The organism is Agrobacterium sp. M50-1 (genome assembly GCF_049843495.1).
Taxonomy (GTDB): domain Bacteria; phylum Pseudomonadota; class Alphaproteobacteria; order Rhizobiales; family Rhizobiaceae; genus Agrobacterium; species Agrobacterium radiobacter.
Genome location: NZ_JBBHZH010000001.1, coordinates 287,106 through 301,938 on the forward strand (window position 1 = coordinate 287,106; position 14,833 = coordinate 301,938).

The following is a 14,833-nucleotide window of genomic DNA, read 5'->3' on the forward strand; positions in this document are numbered from 1 at the left end:
TCAGGAGAAATTTTATAAACTACTGAAAATAAATATTATTTTTTGTTTCGGAGTGTTTCAGAAACGGGTGATGATGCGTGCGCTGCCGCCAATCGCATGCACCTTGCCCTTATAGGGTTCCACCAGCGCCTCCAGCGCGCGATCCGGGTCGCGCAGATCGTAAAAACCTGTCACCCTCTGTTCGGCCAGCCGCTTGTCGGCCATCGTCAGCCATGCCTGATGGTAACGCTGGATCTGCTCCACGACCGAACCTATCGTCGCGTCGACCACGTAGAGTTCACCGTTGCGCCAGCCGCCAATATCCTCGACGGAAACACTCTCTTTGCGGATTGCGCCGGAAGCGTCGACGATCAACATCTCGCCCGGCACAAGCCGCGTTGACGGCGCATTGCGGAAGGACGCTTCCACGGAACCATGCACAAGCGCCACCTGCGTCACTCCATCCGTCAGGTCGACGTCAAAAGCCGTGCCCAGCACCTGAACGGTCAGGTTTTTTGCCTTCACGACGAAGGGACGGGTTTTGTCCGGCACGACATCGAAAAAAGCTTCCCCCTTCAGCACCGTCACATTGCGATGGCCATCCGTGAAATCCGTTGAAAGCGCGCTCGCCGCCGCGAGCTGCACTTTGCTGCCGTCTTCCAGCGTTATGGTGCGGTTTTCTGCGGTGGTGGTCTGATAATCAGCCTCAAGGCGAAGGAAAAATGCTGGAACGAACAGCACTACAAGACAGAGCGACGCCGCCGCTGCGGCCACGCCGGCATAATGCCGCCCGGACCAACGCCGCCGCTGCGGCTTTATCGCGGACTCACCCGGCAGATGCGGCGCATCTTCCCAGAGGCTCTTGAATTCCGGCTCTACCAGACCGAGGTTCCGCCACGTCTTGCATGTTCGTTCCCAGGCGAGACGGTTTGCCGGCGCAGCCGCCAGCCATTTTTCAAAGTCCGTCTTCAGCCGCGGTTCGGCTGAGCCCGACTGCAAACGCAGCAGCCAGTCGGCCGCCTCTTCCGCCTTCCCGGCCGGCAGTTCAATCTTTTTCTCTGGATCAGTGGTCATTGAACCGGGCCAGTTCCTTTGGGGCGCGCAGCAGGAGCGTCGTCTTCTGCATTGTTATAAAGACGTTTGACGAAGAGTTTTTTTTCACTGGGCGGGACAATCAGGACTATTTACTTCATTTCTCTGGTGATCGCGGCAATGCCGCCCTTGATCAGACGGTGTGCGCTGGCCACGGACACGCCAAGGTGACGCGCAATCTCTTCCATATTGTAACCACCGAATCTGTGCATTTCCAATGCCACCCGCGCCTGAACCGGCAGGCTGGCCAAAATAGTCCGCATCTGCCGGACTTCGTCGCAGAAAAGCGCATGTTCCTCCGGCGTACCACTGTCCTGCGGCATGCCCCAGAACGGCGTATCGTCAGGCCGCTCCCTGAGATCCTGGCGGCTGCGCCTGATATTGTCGAGCGCAAGATTGCGAACGATGCGGAAGAGATAGGATTTGAGATTGGAAGGATTGCCGGACGCCTCGGGAACGAATTTCAGGAATGCTTCCTGCACCACGTCCTCCGCATCCGCCCGCGACCCCAGAATGAGGGTGGCATATTTGATCAGGTCGACCCTATGCGCGACGTAAGCGTTATAACGCTTGTCATCTTCCCGTATGCCCATGTCTCAACCGAGAGAAATTTGAGGGGATCGACGAAACCTGCCGTCCCCCGAATGGCCGCGCAGTTTTGCCGTTCAAAGCTCTAGCATCCAAACCATGGCTCGAACAGATATTTCATGACTAATATCTTCAAGAATTTGTGCGGTCTGCGGTAAGCGGACCCGGCCGCTCATACGGCCGGATCTTGATCTGTCAGATGGCCCCGTCGACGATGACCATGGGTCTGCCCTGCGAGCAGGGCTCGATACGGGCATCGATGCGATAGATATCGCGCAGCATTTCAGGGGTTATCACCGCTTCCGTACTGCCGCTCACCACCATTTCACCGCGCGCGATCACCATCGTATTTTCGCAATAGCGAAGCGCGTGGTTGAGGTCATGCAGGGCAATCAGCACGATCATGCCGGTCTTCTGCGCAAGATCGGTAACGAAGCCCAGAACTTCGATCTGCCGATGGAGATCGAGCGCGGAGGTCGGCTCATCCATCAACAGTACCTCCGGCTTGCGGGCCAGCGCCTGCGCCAGCGAAACAAGCTGCCGCTGGCCGCCGGATAGCTCGCCGAGACCGCGGAAAGCCAGATCGTGAATTTTCAGCGCCTTGAGAATGGCATCGATCTCGAACAGCTCATCATCGTGAACCCGCCAGCCGCCGCCCTGCTTGGCGGAAAGAAGCACGGATTCATAGACAGTCAGCACGGCGTTCGCACCGGTATCCTGCGGCATATAGCAGATGGCGCGGTTGCCACGCGCCGTGTCCGAGAGCTCGACCAGACCGGGACCGGAAATCAGGCTGGCGATGCGTTTGAAAAGCGTGGACTTGCCGGCGGCATTCGGGCCGATTACGGCCGTAACACTACCGCTTTCCAGCGTATCGATGCCGACCTTGGAGAGTACAGTGATGCGCCCATAGGCGGCGCCGACATCTTTCAGTGCGAGCGCTACCATGCGCGTCTCCTGTTGCCGAAAATAAGCGCGAAGAAGAAGGGTACGCCGACAAGCGCGGTGATGACACCGATCGGCAGGATCGCACCGGGAATGAGGATCTTGCTGATGACCGAGGTTGCCGACAGAAGCAGCGCGCCGCAGATCACCGAGCCGGGCAGGAAGAAACGCTGGTCTTCGCCAACAACCATGCGGGCGATGTGCGGACCGACCAGCCCGACGAAACCGATGGTGCCGACAAAAGAAACCGGAATGGCCGCCAGAAGGCTGACCGTCAGCATGGTCGTCAACCGCAGCCGCCGGACATTGATGCCCATGCTGGCCGCCTTGTCATCGCCCAGCCTCAGCGCCGTCAGCGCCCAGGCATTGCGCATGAACATCGGCACGGTGATGAGGAGGATGGCGGCCGTGATATAGACCTTGTCCCAGGTCGCCTTGGTCAGGCTGCCCATAGTCCAGAAAACCACGGCGGCAAGCGCCTGTTCAGACGCCAGATATTCAAGCAGTGAGAGCGCCGCGTTGAAAGTGAACACCAGCGCGATGCCAAGCAGCACGATGGTTTCAACCGTCACCCCGCGAAGCGTCGAGGCGAAATGGATGAAAAGGGCCGCGACCATCGCCATGATGAAGGCATTGATTGGCACCATGTAATGCACCGCGCCCGGAAAGATCGCCACGCCGCCAACCAGCGCCAGCGCCGCACCGAAGCTTGCCGCGGCGGAAATGCCGAGCGTGAAGGGGCTGGCGAGCGGGTTCGACAGGATGGTCTGCATCTGTGCGCCCGCAACCGAAAGCGACGCGCCGACAGTGACTGCCATCAGCGCGATCGGCATGCGGATATCCCAGATCACCACCCGGAGCTGGTTTCCGACGGCAGCCGGATCGGCAATCGTCGCCAGAACCTCGGAAAGCGTGTAGCGCGCCGGGCCGAGCGCCATGTCGGCGGCCATGCTGAAACACAGGGCGATAAATAGCCCGAAGAGGATGATGATCCTGCGCGCGGCAAGGGCGCGATATTGATCGCGCCCACTGATGCCAACCGCGCTTTCATTCAGCGAACTCATTGGTTCAAACCTTTTTCCAGCGAGGCGAAGTAGCCCGGCTTGTAGGTGACGGGAAGGAATTTGCGGTGAAACTCCTCAAAATTCTTTTCCGGATCGAGATCGGCGAAGAGATCGGGATGGAACCACTTGGCGAATTGCTGGATCGGAAAGAACTCGTAAGGTGCGCCATAGAACTGGTGCCAGACGGCGTGGACATTGCCTTCCTTCACGGCCTTCAGTTCAGGAAACGGCGTGCGCTTCATCAGGTTGGCGAGCCTCTCGCGGGAAAGGGCCATATCCGCGCCGCGTCCGACAGGAACGAACTGGTTGATGTCGGATTCGGCCGCCCAGTTGGAGCCCGTGACGATGACGTGGTCCGGATCGGCAATCACGAGCTGCTCGGGATTGAGATCGCCGAACGTCGTCTTGATGATGCCGTCGGCAATATTGTGACCGCCGGCAAGATCGACCATCGCACCGAAATTGACTGGCCCGAAAGTGCGGCAGCAATTGTTTTCGCCGGAAATGCCGGGCGCGCGTTCGATGAAGACGTTCGGGCGCTTCAGGTCCTTGACGCTGGCGAGCCGGTCGGTCACGCGGGCGATTTCAGCACGGCGATAGGCGATGAATTCCCTGGCGCGCTCTTCAGCGCCAAACAGCTTGCCGAGAATCTCGACCGAGGCCTCGCTGTTCTTTTCAGGATCGATGCGGAAATCGAGATAGATGATCTTGATACCGGCAGCGGCGGCCTTTTCTTCGAAACCGCTTTCCTTCGCGGACTTCTCCGCTTCCAGGTTGAGGGTGATCACATCCGGCGAAAGGGTGATGGCGGTTTCCAGGCTGAAATCGCCCTGCGGCACATAACCGAAACGCGGCAGTTTCTCGATCTGCGGAAAACGCTCGACATAAGCGGCATAACTGTCGGGATCCTTCTTGAGAAGATCGTCACGCCAGCCGACAATGGCGTCAAAGGTCTGCTCGCCCTTGAGCGCCGCGATGACGTGCACCTGACGGGCCTCACCAACGATAACGCGCTTGGCCGGCAGGTCCATCTCAACCTTGCGCCCGGTGACATCGGTGATTTCCCCGGCATGAGCCGTCATGGCGAGAAGGGAGAAGGCCAGCACCGCAAGATGCCTGAGAGCGTTGAGCCGCATGAGAAGTCCTCATTGAGTTCCAAAACAAAGCGATAAAGCCGCATGGCTGCGGCTTTACCCATCGGTCGGACGGCGCTCCCCTTCACCGTCCCTGTATTATTTGGCGTCCTTCAGCGACACGAAGTAACCGGGCTTGTAGTCGAGCGGCAGGAAGCGGGCATGCAGCTCCTTGAAGGTCGCCTCAGGGTCCATATCCTTGAAGAGGTCGGGATGCAGCCACTTGGCGATCTCCTGAATGGCCACGAACTGATAGGGATTATTGTAGAACTGATGCCAGATGGCGTGGACATTGCCGTCCTTCACCGCCTGCACGCCGGTGAAAGCCGGACGCTTGGTCAGGTTTTCAAGCTTGCGATGCGCTTCCTTCAGATCCGCGCCATAACCGACGCCGACCCAGTTGCCGCCCGGAACATAACCGTTCCAGTTACCGCCGGTGATGATGACCTGCTCCGGGTTGGAGGCGATGATCTGTTCCGGATTGACGTTGCCGAAGGTGCCGGGAATGATGTCCTTGGCCATGTTGATGCCGCCGGCAAGCTCCACCATCTTGCCGAAATTCTCGTTGCCGAAAGACATGCAGCAATCGTCGGAGTAACCGCCGGCGCGCTCCATGAACACGACAGGCTTCTTCGGATTGGCTTTTTCAAGCGTATCGGTGACCTTGGCGATGGAGTCGGCGCGGAATTTGATGAAGTCCTCGGCGATCTTTTCCTTGCCGGTCAGCTGGCCCATGAGGCGCATGCTCGGCTCGGTATTTTCCATCGGCTTTTCGCGGAAATCGACGTAAACCAGCGGAATGCCGACCTTGGCGAGCTTTTCGATGTAACCCGCTTCTTCGGTCGCCGTCTTGGCGTCGATATTCATCAGGATCACGTCAGGCTTCAGCGAAACGGCCTGCTCGATATCGAACGTGCCGTCCTTCATGCCGCCGAAAGTCGGCAGCTTGGCAATCTCGGGATATTTGGCGAGATAGGCGGCGTAGGTTTCCGGATCGGCTTTCGCCAGGTCGTCGCGCCAGCCAACGACGTGCTGGAAAGGGTTTTCCTTGTCGAGCGCAGCCAGGAAATAAATCTGGCGACCTTCGCCGAGGATGACGTGCGATACCGGCACATTGACCTCGACATCGCGGCCGGTCACATCCTTGACGGTGACCTTTTCGGCGAATGCCGGCCATGCGGCGGATACGAGAAGGCCAAGGGCAAGTGCCGCAGATTTGGCTGAGATGCGCATCGGATATTGCTCTCCAGTGTTGACTGGCGCGGCTGTATTATTTTCTGACTGTACTAGTCAACATTTATGTTTTAGAGCCATTCTTAACTGACCGGTACATGAGCTGAACACCGATGATCGATACTATCCAATATGGCAAAAACGACAGTCTGAGAGACGAAATCAAATCCTATTGGTCCGGCCGCGCCGCGACTTTCGACCTTTCGCCCGGGCATGAAATTTTCTCCGAAGACGAGCGTGAAGCCTGGCACGCGCTTATCCTGAAACATCTGGGCCGCGGAGAGGGCCGCAAGGCGCTTGATCTCGCCAGCGGCACCGGCGTCATCTCCCACCTCATGGACGATCTCGGTTTTCAGGTCACCGGCATGGACTGGTCGGAAACGATGCTGGCGCTCGCCCGGGAAAAGGCGAAAAGCCGTGGGCGCAACATCCGCTTTTTCGTCGGCGATGCCGAAAACACCATGGAGCCGGATGAAAGCGCCGACGTCATCATCACCCGCCATCTGGTCTGGACGCTGGTGGACCCGCAGGCAAGTTTTGCCGAATGGTTCCGTGTCTTGAAACCCGGCGGGCGGCTTCTGATCGTTGACGGCGATTTCGTGAATACCGGCTGGCGCGAAAAGCTGGTGAAGAAACTGGCGACCAGCCTCGAAAACATCGGCCTCGTCAAACCGGACCAGCCGCACAAGCCGGCGGACCCGGAAAACACCTTCAACAGCATCCTCTCACGGGTCTATTTTTCGAACGGCGCAAGGGCCGGCGATGTCGCGGCGCTCTTGCGCACGACCGGTTTCGAACCCGTCTCGATCGATCAGGAGCTTCAGGCCATTCACCGCGCCCAGGCGAAGAACTTCAGCCTGCTGAAAGGCATCCTGCGCGGACTGCAGCATCGTTATGCGGTATGTGCGGTGAAGCCGGACGTTACTGGCAAAAGCTGAGGCGGCATCAACCGCCGCAGCTCAGCCTCCGACATTGTTCTATTTTTCCGCCTGCTCGAAAAGATCGTCGAACCGTGGTTTGGCGCGACCCGGCACGTCCACCGTCCTGTAGCTCTGCGGCAGGGTCGCATCGCCCACCTTGATCAGCATGACCATGCCCATGCCGTAATGCGGCGAGCATTTGATGCCGTAAAAGCCCGGTTTTTCGAACCCGGTCTCGAACTCGTCATTGATCCGGCTTTTGAACCCTTCGATACCGTCCGGAACCATGCCGTCAATGGTCGCGGCATTGTGGCTCTTGTGGGTGGGCACAAAGCGCACGCGGTCGCCGGGCGCGATTTCGAGAAAATCGGGCTCGAATACCATAGGTCCCTTTTCGCCCCGGTTCAGCATTTTCACCTCGAAAGTCTCGGCTACAGCCTGAAGCGGAAAGCCCATGACCGTCACGGCAATTGCGGCAGCGGCGTAAAACAGTCTGGTCTTTGCAGCGGCGTTCGCGAGCCTCGTCAATGTCATCATCGTGCCAATACTTTCCTTGGGTGCTCGGCCCGCCCATGGGCTGGCAGAAAACGAATATGGGAAAAGCCGCCCTCATCCGTGGTGACGACGCATTCCACTCCGAAAACCTCGGCTATTGTCGCCGGTGTCAGAACGTCCCGCGGCGGGCCGGCCGCGATCATCTCGCCCCGATGCATGATGGCGACGCGATCGCAGAACATAGCGGCGTGATTGAGATCGTGCAGCGCCGCAACCACTGTCAGTCCCTGCCGGCGCACCAGATCGAGCAGGCCGATCTGGTGGCCTATGTCGAGGTGATTGGTCGGTTCGTCCAGCAGCAGGATATGCGGCTCCTGCGTCAATGCGCGGGCAATGTGCAGGCGTTGGCGTTCGCCGCCGGAAAGATGATGCCAGTTGCGCTCAGCCTTGTCGGCCATGTCGACATTGGCAAGTGCCGCATCAACAATGGCGTCATCATTCTGCGACCAGGCGGAAAGCGGTCCGAGATAGGGCGTGCGTCCAAGCTCCACGGCCTGCCGTGCGGTGATGCGCTCGGTGGTTTCGGCCTGTTGCTCCACGAAGGCGAGCCGGCGGGCAAGGTCGCGGCGTCCCAGCGAGGCAAGCGGCTCATCGCCAAGCGTAACGTGCCCCCGGCGAGGCTTGCGAATTCCCGCCAGCATGGAAAGCAGCGTGCTCTTGCCGGAACCATTCGGGCCGATGATGCCCAGAAACTCCCCGGAACCGACATTGAGCGAAACGCCGCGTACGATATCGATAGTGCCCGCATGGAAATGCAGGTCGTGGGCGGATAACTTCATGACCGCCCCCTCTTCTGCCCGAGGATGAAGGCAAAGGCGGGTGCGCCAACGAGTGCGGTGATGACGCCGATGGGCAGCACCTGCCCCGGAATGACGATGCGCGAGAGAATATCCGCGACGATCATGAAAACCGCGCCGGTCAGTGCCGTTACCGGCAGCAAGATGCCATGGCGAACGCCGACAAAGATGCGCGCGGCATGCGGAATGACGAGCCCGACAAAACCGATTGAGCCGACCAGCGACACCATCGCCGCCGTCATGATTGCGGAAACCGAGATCAGCACCGCATAGACCCAACGCACGGGAATGCCGAGTGAAGCGGCGGCCTGACCGCCGAAGGCAAAGGCATCCAGCGCGCGGGCATACCAGAGACACACCGCCAGCCCCGCAAGGCTGACCGGCAGCGCCAGCCAGACATCCGGCCAGCGCACGCCCGAGAGGTTGCCGAGCAGCCAGAACATGATGCCACGCGCCTGTTCCGCGTTGGCGGATTTGGTGACGATGAAAGAAGTCATGGCGTTGAACAGCTGCGAACCCGCCACCCCCGCCAGAATGATGGCGCTGTTGCCATGTCCCGCCCGCACGGCGAGAAGGCTGACCAAAGAAAAGGCCACAAAAGCACCGATGAGCGCGCCGGCCGGCATCGTCAGGAACCCTGCCCCGAAACCCAGAAGCGCGACAGCGACGGCGCCGGTGGAGGCGCCGGCGGAAATGCCGAGAATATAGGGATCGGCAAGCGGGTTGCGCAGAAGCGATTGCAGCACCGCCCCGGCGAGCGCCAGCGAAGCCCCGCAGCAGGCGGCAACGACGGCGCGGCTGAGGCGATAACTCCAGACAATGCCCTCATCCAGCGGCTCCAGCGGATAACCCGCATGGAAGACACGATTGGCGATGGTTTTCGCCACGACGTCAAAAGGAATGGCGGTCTCGCCGATGGCCGCCCCGGCCATCAGCGCGACGAGCAGCAGGGCGAGCGCGGCGAAAGCCAGCCCAGCCCTGCCGAAATGGACGGAAAGACCGTTCACTTGGCGAGGCCGGCAGCCGAAATCGCTTCAGCCAGCGTTTCGATGCCTTCAATGGTGCGAATGGTCGGGTTCATCGCCTGCGCATCCATTTCGAATACATGACCTTCCTTGACGGCGGGCATGATGCTGGCCACGGGATCGGTGGCGAGGAACTTCAGCTTGACGGCGACATCGTCAGCCGGGAAGCGGCGGCGGTCCATCTTGCCAGCGACGATGACGGACGGATTTGCCTTGGCGATGGTTTCCCAACCGACGGTCGGCCATTCCTCATCGCTTTCGATGACATTCTTCAAGCCCAGTGCGGACATGATGTAACCGGGCGCGCCGTTACGGCCGGCCACATAGGGGTCGATATCCAGCTCGGCGCTGGAGAACCAGAAGACGGCGGAAAGCTTGCCATTGGCCGAGGCGATCTTGGCGCGGGCGGCTTCCTCACGCTTTTTCAGGTCGGCAACGACTTCCTCGCCGCGATCCTGCACGTTGAAGATTTTGGCGAGATCGCGGATTTCCTGATAGATCAGATCCATGGTGAAGCCGGTGTTGCGCACGCCGTCGCCACCGCCGGAATTATCCTTGCCGACGCAATCGGCAGGCGAGGTATAGACGGGAATGCCGAGTTCGGCGAATTGCGCCGGCGTTCCGACGACGCCTTCAGGGCCGATCTGCCATTGGAACTGCGTTGTTACTAGGTCTGGCCTTTTGCCGACAACCGCCTCAAAGCTTGGATCATTATCGGCCAGTCGCTCGACCTTGGCATTGGCCTCTTCGTAACCCTTCAGAACCGGGCCGATCCACAGCGCGGTGCCGACGACCTTGTCGGCAACGCCGAGCAGGTAAAGAACCTCGGTCGTGCTCTGGCCGACGGATACGGCGCGGGCGGGAGCCTGCTTGAAGGTGATCTCCTGACCGCAGCTGTTGATCGTCAGGGGGTAAGTCGTTTCGGCAGCGTTAGCGTTGGCAAGAGGCAAAACCGCAAACACGGCGGCCAGAAAGCCGGCATGGACCGGCAGGCGTCTAGAATGAAACATGTGTTCTCCAGTCGAAAGTAACTTATTCCAGAGCAGCAGGCGTCAGAACGCGCAGCAACAGCGGGACGTCTTGTACGGAGAACGACGACGGGACGCAAACCAAATGTTATGAAATAACATTACAATCTCCTCCTCCGGGCTTCCCCGCCCGTAACGATGGTTCATATTTTGACGGCAGGTCTCCTGGCTCACGGATTTGCGTCACTCATCTGCCTTCCCGCATTCCGGAGAATACAGTGGCATGACGCCTTGAAGCGTCACGGGGATGAACGACAATCCGCTTACAGTTGCGGGGGCAGCCACGGCATTGGGCGAAAAAGATCGCCCGCACCATGTTCCCTATTAATCCCTTCGCCTTTCGGCTGCAGGAACCGTCGCTTTCTCACATAAGGGGCAACGGGCGGGGCGTCAATTGCGATAGTGCCGCACCTCAGCACAAAGACGGGCCAGCCAGGGCGAAAATCATTGCGGGACCAGAGCCGGCCGGTTGCGGCGCGTTTTTCGACATAGTGGTAAGCGTTTCGATCACCACCAGGCCGGATTGCGTCAGGAAATCGGTCAGAAGACCACTGTCACGAACGGCATCAAGACGGACGAGCTGATCGTCCAGATCGGAAAAATGCCGCCTGACCAGCATGATGGCCACCGTCTCGTCGCTCGCAACGACCGGGCCGACAATATGGCCCCGCCCCGCTGCGCGTCGCAATGCAAAGGCCACGAGACGATCCGCCTCGAACAGGCCATAACCCTTATTTTCCCGCAGGAGACGCTGCAGGACGCGCTGGCGCGAGACACCGAAAGCCGCCTGATCCAGATCCGCAACAGCGGACAAATGGTCCCCCGAAAGCGGCTCGATCCTCTGTTTTCTTCCGAGCGCCGGCATCTCGGCAAGGCAGCGCGCCTTGCCACGAAGGAGATGTACTTTTTCCGCATCTCCGGCAAAACCCAGCCGGGCGAAAAGCCGCCGTGACGCTTCCGTGGCGTTCAGTCGCAATGCAGCGTCAGGGTAATCTGCCATGAGGCGCCCCATCAGCCACGGTGCAACGCCCTGTCCCTGCAAACGCGGGGAAACGATGACCATACCGACCGTCGCGAAACCTTCATCATAAGGAAACAGCATGGCGGTTGCGACTACGCGGTCGATTTCGTCAAGCGCGGCAAGGCCGATGCCGCATTGACGCAGGAAACACCATTCATTCGCGTGATATCGCCATCCGACAGCCATGGAGAGGGCATGCAGATGATCGGCCTCCACATCGGCGATATCCACGGTTCGCAACTCGAAACTATCGACCTTGAGCAGCTCCATGACAAACGGCTCTCATTCCCTCCGGCGCGGAACCTTGATCCCGGCAACCCAGCCCACGACATCCGAAGATAACCAGCCTTGCCGGCAGGAATTTTCCGAAAGCGCTGGAAAGACACAACAATCTACCGAAAACACCCCTATTTCAGCAGATAAACGCCGCCGGCCGCTCTAAGATTTTCGACGTTGAAGCGGCGGAGACAGCCATGAACGCAATCGAAATTCTGGAGCGTCTTGTCGGCTTCCCATCGGTCGTCGGAACCCCAAATGGCGATATCGCCGGGTGGATCGCCGATTATCTGGATAGTCACGGCGCGAAAGTATCGCTGCTTGCCGGCCCGGAGGGTGACCGCGCCAATCTCTTCGCCAGCTTCGGGCCGACAGATACCAGCGGATACATTCTGTCTGGCCATATGGATGTGGTGCCTGCCGGTGAGCCGGAATGGTCCTCCGATCCCTTCACCCTGAGAGCGGAAGGCGAGCGTCTTTACGGACGCGGAACCACCGACATGAAGGGATTTCTGGCCACGGTTCTCGCCGCGGCACCGGCATTTTCGTGCATGGCGCTGAATCGCCCCATTCATATTGCCTTTTCCTATGACGAGGAGGCGGGCTGCCGCGGCGTCCCGCACCTCATTGCCCGATTGCCGGAACTATGCGCAAAACCGGCGGGCGCGATCATCGGCGAACCGAGCAATCTGCGTGCCGTGCGCGCCCACAAGGGCAAGGCCGCTGCACGCATCACCATTCGCGGCCGCTCCGGCCATTCCTCGCGGCCGGATCAGGGCGTGAACGCCGTCCATCTGATGACCGGCATCATGGCAAAGGCGGTCGAGACCGCACAGGCTCTCAGCCAGGGTCCCTTCGAAGCGACATTCGAGCCGCCCTATTCCTCCCTGCAGATCGGCACGGTGAAAGGCGGACAGGCGATCAACATCATTCCCGATCTCTGCGCCATCGAACTGGAAGCACGGGCGATTGCCGGTGTGTCGCCGCTCACCCTGCTCCAACCGGTGCGTGACGGCGTCGAAGCGCTCGCCGCTGAGGGCATCGACATAGAATGGGCACCGATGAGCGATTATCCGGCGCTGTCCCTCGCCGCCGATGCACCGCTCGTGAAGCTTCTGGAAGAATTGACCGGCGCGCCCTGCATCGCCGCCGTCAGCTACGGCACGGAGGCCGGGCTTTTTCAGGCGGCCGGTATCGACGCCATCATCTGCGGTCCGGGCGATATCGGCCGCGCCCACAAGCCGGACGAATTCATAACGGCCGGCGAACTTTCGGCCTGCCAGTCAATGCTGGAAACACTGGCGAACCGCTGCACGGTTTAAACCTTCGGAACCACGGATATCAGATGACGTTTTTCTTCAATTCCGACGCGAAGCGCGGCGAGATTTTCCGGCAGGCCCTGGCCCGCGACCTGCCGGAGCTGCCCTTCTCGATGGATGCCGCCAGCGTTGATGCGGATGCGGTTCGATACCTCATTACCTGGACCGTGCCTGATGATATCGGCCGCTACCGCAATCTCGAAATCCTGTTTTCCATCGGTGCGGGCGTCGATCAGTTCCACATCGACGCCGTCCCGGCACATGTGAAGGTCGTGCGCATGGTGGATGAAGGCATTATCCGCATGATGCAGGAATATGTGAGCCTTGGCGTGCTGGCGCTTCACCGCAACCTGCCGATCTATTTAAAACAGCAGCGCCAGCAACTCTGGAAGGCATTGCCACAGCGTCAGGCCGAAGAGTGCCGCGTGGGCGTTCTCGGTCTCGGCATGCTGGGCGTTGCGGCGCTGGAACGGCTGAAAGCCTTCGGTTTTCCGCTTTCCGGCTGGAGCCGTTCCCCGCGCGAGATCGACGGCGTCACCTGCCATCACGGCGAAGCTGGATTGGCCGCCATCCTCTCGACAAGCGATATTCTCGTCTGCCTGCTGCCGCTGACAGAAGAGACCGTGGGGCTTCTGAACGACGAACGTCTGGCAATGCTTCCAGAAGGCGCCGGCCTCGTTCACGCCGGGCGCGGCAGGCAGCTCGACCATGACGCCCTCATCGACGCGCTGGATCGCGGCGGGCTTTCGGGCGCGGTCATCGACGTTACCGAACCCGAACCGCTGCCGGAAGACCATCGTTTCTGGACCCATCCGAAAATTCTCCTGACGCCGCATATCGCCAGCGTCACCCAGCCGCATTCGGCAGCACGCACCGTTGTCGAGAACATCAAACGATACCAGTCCGGCCTTGAGCCGCTCGGCCTCGTCGACCGCAACCGCGGATATTGATCATCCCGTTCCACGAAAGGACACCCATGCCGCTTCTCAAGACCATCGACACCCATCCCGCCTTCGAACCGAAAGCTTCCAAGGCCCTGCCGGAACGCCTCATTTCCGGCGATCCCTCCTTCAAGACCTGGCCGCTGGACGAAGCCCGCAACGGCACCGTCCACACCGGCATCTGGGAAGCAACGCCGGGCGAAAGCCGCTCGATCAAGGGCGAAACCTTCGAATTCTGCCATATTCTCGAAGGCGTCATCGAAATCACGCCAGAAGGCGGCGCACCGCTGCGTTATACGGCGGGCGACAGTTTCGTCATGAAGCCGGGCTTCGTCGGCGTCTGGAAAACCATTGAAACCGTCCGCAAGATCTATGTTACGGTGAACGGATGAACTGGGAACCGGCCATTTTCGAAATCACCCGCGACGGCTACGTGCTGAGCACCGATCCGGCGCGTGTGGATTTCGATCTGGTCCATGGTTTTCTCGCCCGCGATTCCTACTGGGCGCAGGGAATGACCGCCGACCGGCTGAAGCGGGCGCTTTCGCATTCGCTGCCGGTCGGCGTCTATGCCCCCGACGGTTCCATGGCCGCCTTCGCCCGCCTGGTGACTGACTATGCCGTTTTTGGCTATCTGCGCGACGTCTTCACGGTGGAGGATCATCGCGGTCGTGGCCTTGCTTCCTGGATCGCCACCGAGATACGCAGGCATCCGGAGCTTTCAACGGTGTCGAGCTGGATGCTCGCGACCCGCGACGCCCATCGTGTCTACGAAAAGGCCGGCTATCGCGCCGCGCCGCATCCCGAATATTACATGACGGTGCCGAAACCCGGCGAAGGCTGATCAGCCTGACTTGCACGTCATGTCGGCCATCATCATAACCTGGAGCTATGACCCTTACCCCATAAATGCTTGG

Annotated in this window: 16 protein-coding genes and 1 riboswitch; of the genes, 5 read left to right on the forward strand and 11 right to left on the reverse strand. The window is 60.0% G+C overall.

Annotation, left to right across the window (positions count from 1 at the left end; genetic code table 11):
- Positions 1 to 57 precede the first annotated feature (57 nt).
- The 6 genes from WDZ78_RS01205 to WDZ78_RS01230 form a co-directional block, all read right to left on the reverse strand.
- Positions 58 to 1,053, reverse strand: coding sequence for a FecR family protein (locus tag WDZ78_RS01205; protein ID WP_020011958.1), 996 nt, complete (start codon positions 1,051 to 1,053; stop codon positions 58 to 60).
- Positions 1,054 to 1,163: 110 nt separating this feature from the next.
- Positions 1,164 to 1,664, reverse strand: a complete 501-nt coding sequence (locus tag WDZ78_RS01210; RefSeq protein ID WP_425672080.1) for an RNA polymerase sigma factor — start codon at positions 1,662 to 1,664, stop codon at positions 1,164 to 1,166.
- 190 nt (positions 1,665 to 1,854) lie between these two features.
- Positions 1,855 to 2,607 (reverse strand): ABC transporter ATP-binding protein, encoded by a 753-nt coding sequence (locus tag WDZ78_RS01215; RefSeq protein WP_020011960.1) that lies wholly within the window; start codon positions 2,605 to 2,607, stop codon positions 1,855 to 1,857.
- On the reverse strand, positions 2,601 to 3,668 hold the full coding sequence (locus WDZ78_RS01220) for a FecCD family ABC transporter permease (protein WP_425672081.1): 1,068 nt from the start codon (positions 3,666 to 3,668) through the stop codon (positions 2,601 to 2,603). Before WDZ78_RS01220 ends, WDZ78_RS01215 begins: the two co-directional genes overlap by 7 nt.
- Positions 3,665 to 4,804, reverse strand: coding sequence for an ABC transporter substrate-binding protein (locus WDZ78_RS01225; protein ID WP_020011961.1), 1,140 nt, complete (start codon positions 4,802 to 4,804; stop codon positions 3,665 to 3,667). Before WDZ78_RS01225 ends, WDZ78_RS01220 begins: the two co-directional genes overlap by 4 nt.
- A 96-nt stretch (positions 4,805 to 4,900) precedes the next feature.
- Complete coding sequence (locus WDZ78_RS01230; RefSeq protein WP_020011962.1) at positions 4,901 to 6,034, reverse strand: ABC transporter substrate-binding protein; 1,134 nt, start codon at positions 6,032 to 6,034, stop codon at positions 4,901 to 4,903.
- Positions 6,035 to 6,147: 113 nt separating this feature from the next.
- Here WDZ78_RS01230 and WDZ78_RS01235 point away from each other — a divergent pair, with 113 nt between their 5' ends.
- Positions 6,148 to 6,972: a class I SAM-dependent methyltransferase gene (locus WDZ78_RS01235; protein ID WP_425672082.1), complete on the forward strand. Its 825-nt coding sequence runs from the start codon at positions 6,148 to 6,150 to the stop codon at positions 6,970 to 6,972.
- A gap of 39 nt (positions 6,973 to 7,011) precedes the next feature.
- On the opposite strand, the gene WDZ78_RS01240 is transcribed toward WDZ78_RS01235, so the two are convergent.
- From WDZ78_RS01240 to WDZ78_RS01260, 5 genes are all read right to left on the reverse strand, one after another.
- The gene (locus WDZ78_RS01240) at positions 7,012 to 7,491 is read right to left on the reverse strand and encodes a pseudoazurin (protein WP_425672083.1); all 480 of its coding nucleotides are present in this window, start codon (positions 7,489 to 7,491) and stop codon (positions 7,012 to 7,014) included.
- The gene (locus WDZ78_RS01245; protein ID WP_020011965.1) at positions 7,488 to 8,288 is read right to left on the reverse strand and encodes an ABC transporter ATP-binding protein; all 801 of its coding nucleotides are present in this window, start codon (positions 8,286 to 8,288) and stop codon (positions 7,488 to 7,490) included. The genes WDZ78_RS01240 and WDZ78_RS01245 overlap by 4 nt, the downstream gene beginning before the upstream one ends.
- A complete protein-coding gene (locus WDZ78_RS01250; RefSeq protein ID WP_020011966.1) occupies positions 8,285 to 9,313 on the reverse strand; it encodes a FecCD family ABC transporter permease in 1,029 nt (342 codons plus the stop codon). Before WDZ78_RS01250 ends, WDZ78_RS01245 begins: the two co-directional genes overlap by 4 nt.
- Positions 9,310 to 10,341 carry an ABC transporter substrate-binding protein gene (locus WDZ78_RS01255; RefSeq protein WP_425672084.1) on the reverse strand — a complete coding sequence of 344 codons (1,032 nt, stop codon included), beginning with the start codon at positions 10,339 to 10,341 and terminating at the stop codon, positions 9,310 to 9,312. The genes WDZ78_RS01250 and WDZ78_RS01255 overlap by 4 nt, the downstream gene beginning before the upstream one ends.
- Before the next feature lie 156 nt (positions 10,342 to 10,497).
- Positions 10,498 to 10,732, reverse strand: a riboswitch (cobalamin riboswitch).
- Between the two features lie 39 nt (positions 10,733 to 10,771).
- Positions 10,772 to 11,650 carry a GNAT family N-acetyltransferase gene (locus tag WDZ78_RS01260; RefSeq protein ID WP_425672085.1) on the reverse strand — a complete coding sequence of 293 codons (879 nt, stop codon included), beginning with the start codon at positions 11,648 to 11,650 and terminating at the stop codon, positions 10,772 to 10,774.
- A 203-nt stretch (positions 11,651 to 11,853) separates the two neighbouring features.
- Between WDZ78_RS01260 and argE the strand changes: the two genes are divergently transcribed.
- Genes argE through WDZ78_RS01280 form a run of 4 tightly spaced genes read left to right on the forward strand, consistent with a single transcriptional unit; the run spans position 11,854 to position 14,760 of the window.
- Positions 11,854 to 12,978, forward strand: a complete 1,125-nt coding sequence (gene argE / locus WDZ78_RS01265; protein ID WP_425672086.1) for an acetylornithine deacetylase — start codon at positions 11,854 to 11,856, stop codon at positions 12,976 to 12,978.
- Between the two features lie 23 nt (positions 12,979 to 13,001).
- On the forward strand, positions 13,002 to 13,925 hold the full coding sequence (locus tag WDZ78_RS01270; RefSeq protein ID WP_020011970.1) for a 2-hydroxyacid dehydrogenase: 924 nt from the start codon (positions 13,002 to 13,004) through the stop codon (positions 13,923 to 13,925).
- A gap of 26 nt (positions 13,926 to 13,951) precedes the next feature.
- Positions 13,952 to 14,308 (forward strand): cupin domain-containing protein, encoded by a 357-nt coding sequence (locus tag WDZ78_RS01275; RefSeq protein WP_003524651.1) that lies wholly within the window; start codon positions 13,952 to 13,954, stop codon positions 14,306 to 14,308.
- Positions 14,305 to 14,760, forward strand: coding sequence for a GNAT family N-acetyltransferase (locus WDZ78_RS01280; protein WP_020011971.1), 456 nt, complete (start codon positions 14,305 to 14,307; stop codon positions 14,758 to 14,760). Before WDZ78_RS01275 ends, WDZ78_RS01280 begins: the two co-directional genes overlap by 4 nt.
- Positions 14,761 to 14,833 lie beyond the last annotated feature (73 nt).

Excerpts from the sequence above, each read along its gene's own strand:
- WDZ78_RS01205 (WP_020011958.1), bottom strand. The coding sequence starts at position 1,053 with ATGACCACTGATCCAGAGAAAAAGATTGAACTGCCGGCCGGGAAGGCG.
- WDZ78_RS01210 (WP_425672080.1), bottom strand. The coding sequence starts at position 1,664 with ATGGGCATACGGGAAGATGACAAGCGTTATAACGCTTACGTCGCGCAT.
- WDZ78_RS01215 (WP_020011960.1), bottom strand. The coding sequence starts at position 2,607 with ATGGTAGCGCTCGCACTGAAAGATGTCGGCGCCGCCTATGGGCGCATC.
- WDZ78_RS01220 (WP_425672081.1), bottom strand. The coding sequence starts at position 3,668 with ATGAGTTCGCTGAATGAAAGCGCGGTTGGCATCAGTGGGCGCGATCAA.
- WDZ78_RS01225 (WP_020011961.1), bottom strand. The coding sequence starts at position 4,804 with ATGCGGCTCAACGCTCTCAGGCATCTTGCGGTGCTGGCCTTCTCCCTT.
- WDZ78_RS01230 (WP_020011962.1), bottom strand. The coding sequence starts at position 6,034 with ATGCGCATCTCAGCCAAATCTGCGGCACTTGCCCTTGGCCTTCTCGTA.
- WDZ78_RS01235 (WP_425672082.1), top strand. The coding sequence starts at position 6,148 with ATGATCGATACTATCCAATATGGCAAAAACGACAGTCTGAGAGACGAA.
- WDZ78_RS01240 (WP_425672083.1), bottom strand. The coding sequence starts at position 7,491 with ATGATGACATTGACGAGGCTCGCGAACGCCGCTGCAAAGACCAGACTG.
- WDZ78_RS01245 (WP_020011965.1), bottom strand. The coding sequence starts at position 8,288 with ATGAAGTTATCCGCCCACGACCTGCATTTCCATGCGGGCACTATCGAT.
- WDZ78_RS01255 (WP_425672084.1), bottom strand. The coding sequence starts at position 10,341 with ATGTTTCATTCTAGACGCCTGCCGGTCCATGCCGGCTTTCTGGCCGCC.
- WDZ78_RS01260 (WP_425672085.1), bottom strand. The coding sequence starts at position 11,650 with ATGGAGCTGCTCAAGGTCGATAGTTTCGAGTTGCGAACCGTGGATATC.
- argE (WP_425672086.1), top strand. The coding sequence starts at position 11,854 with ATGAACGCAATCGAAATTCTGGAGCGTCTTGTCGGCTTCCCATCGGTC.
- WDZ78_RS01270 (WP_020011970.1), top strand. The coding sequence starts at position 13,002 with ATGACGTTTTTCTTCAATTCCGACGCGAAGCGCGGCGAGATTTTCCGG.
- WDZ78_RS01275 (WP_003524651.1), top strand. The coding sequence starts at position 13,952 with ATGCCGCTTCTCAAGACCATCGACACCCATCCCGCCTTCGAACCGAAA.
- WDZ78_RS01280 (WP_020011971.1), top strand. The coding sequence starts at position 14,305 with ATGAACTGGGAACCGGCCATTTTCGAAATCACCCGCGACGGCTACGTG.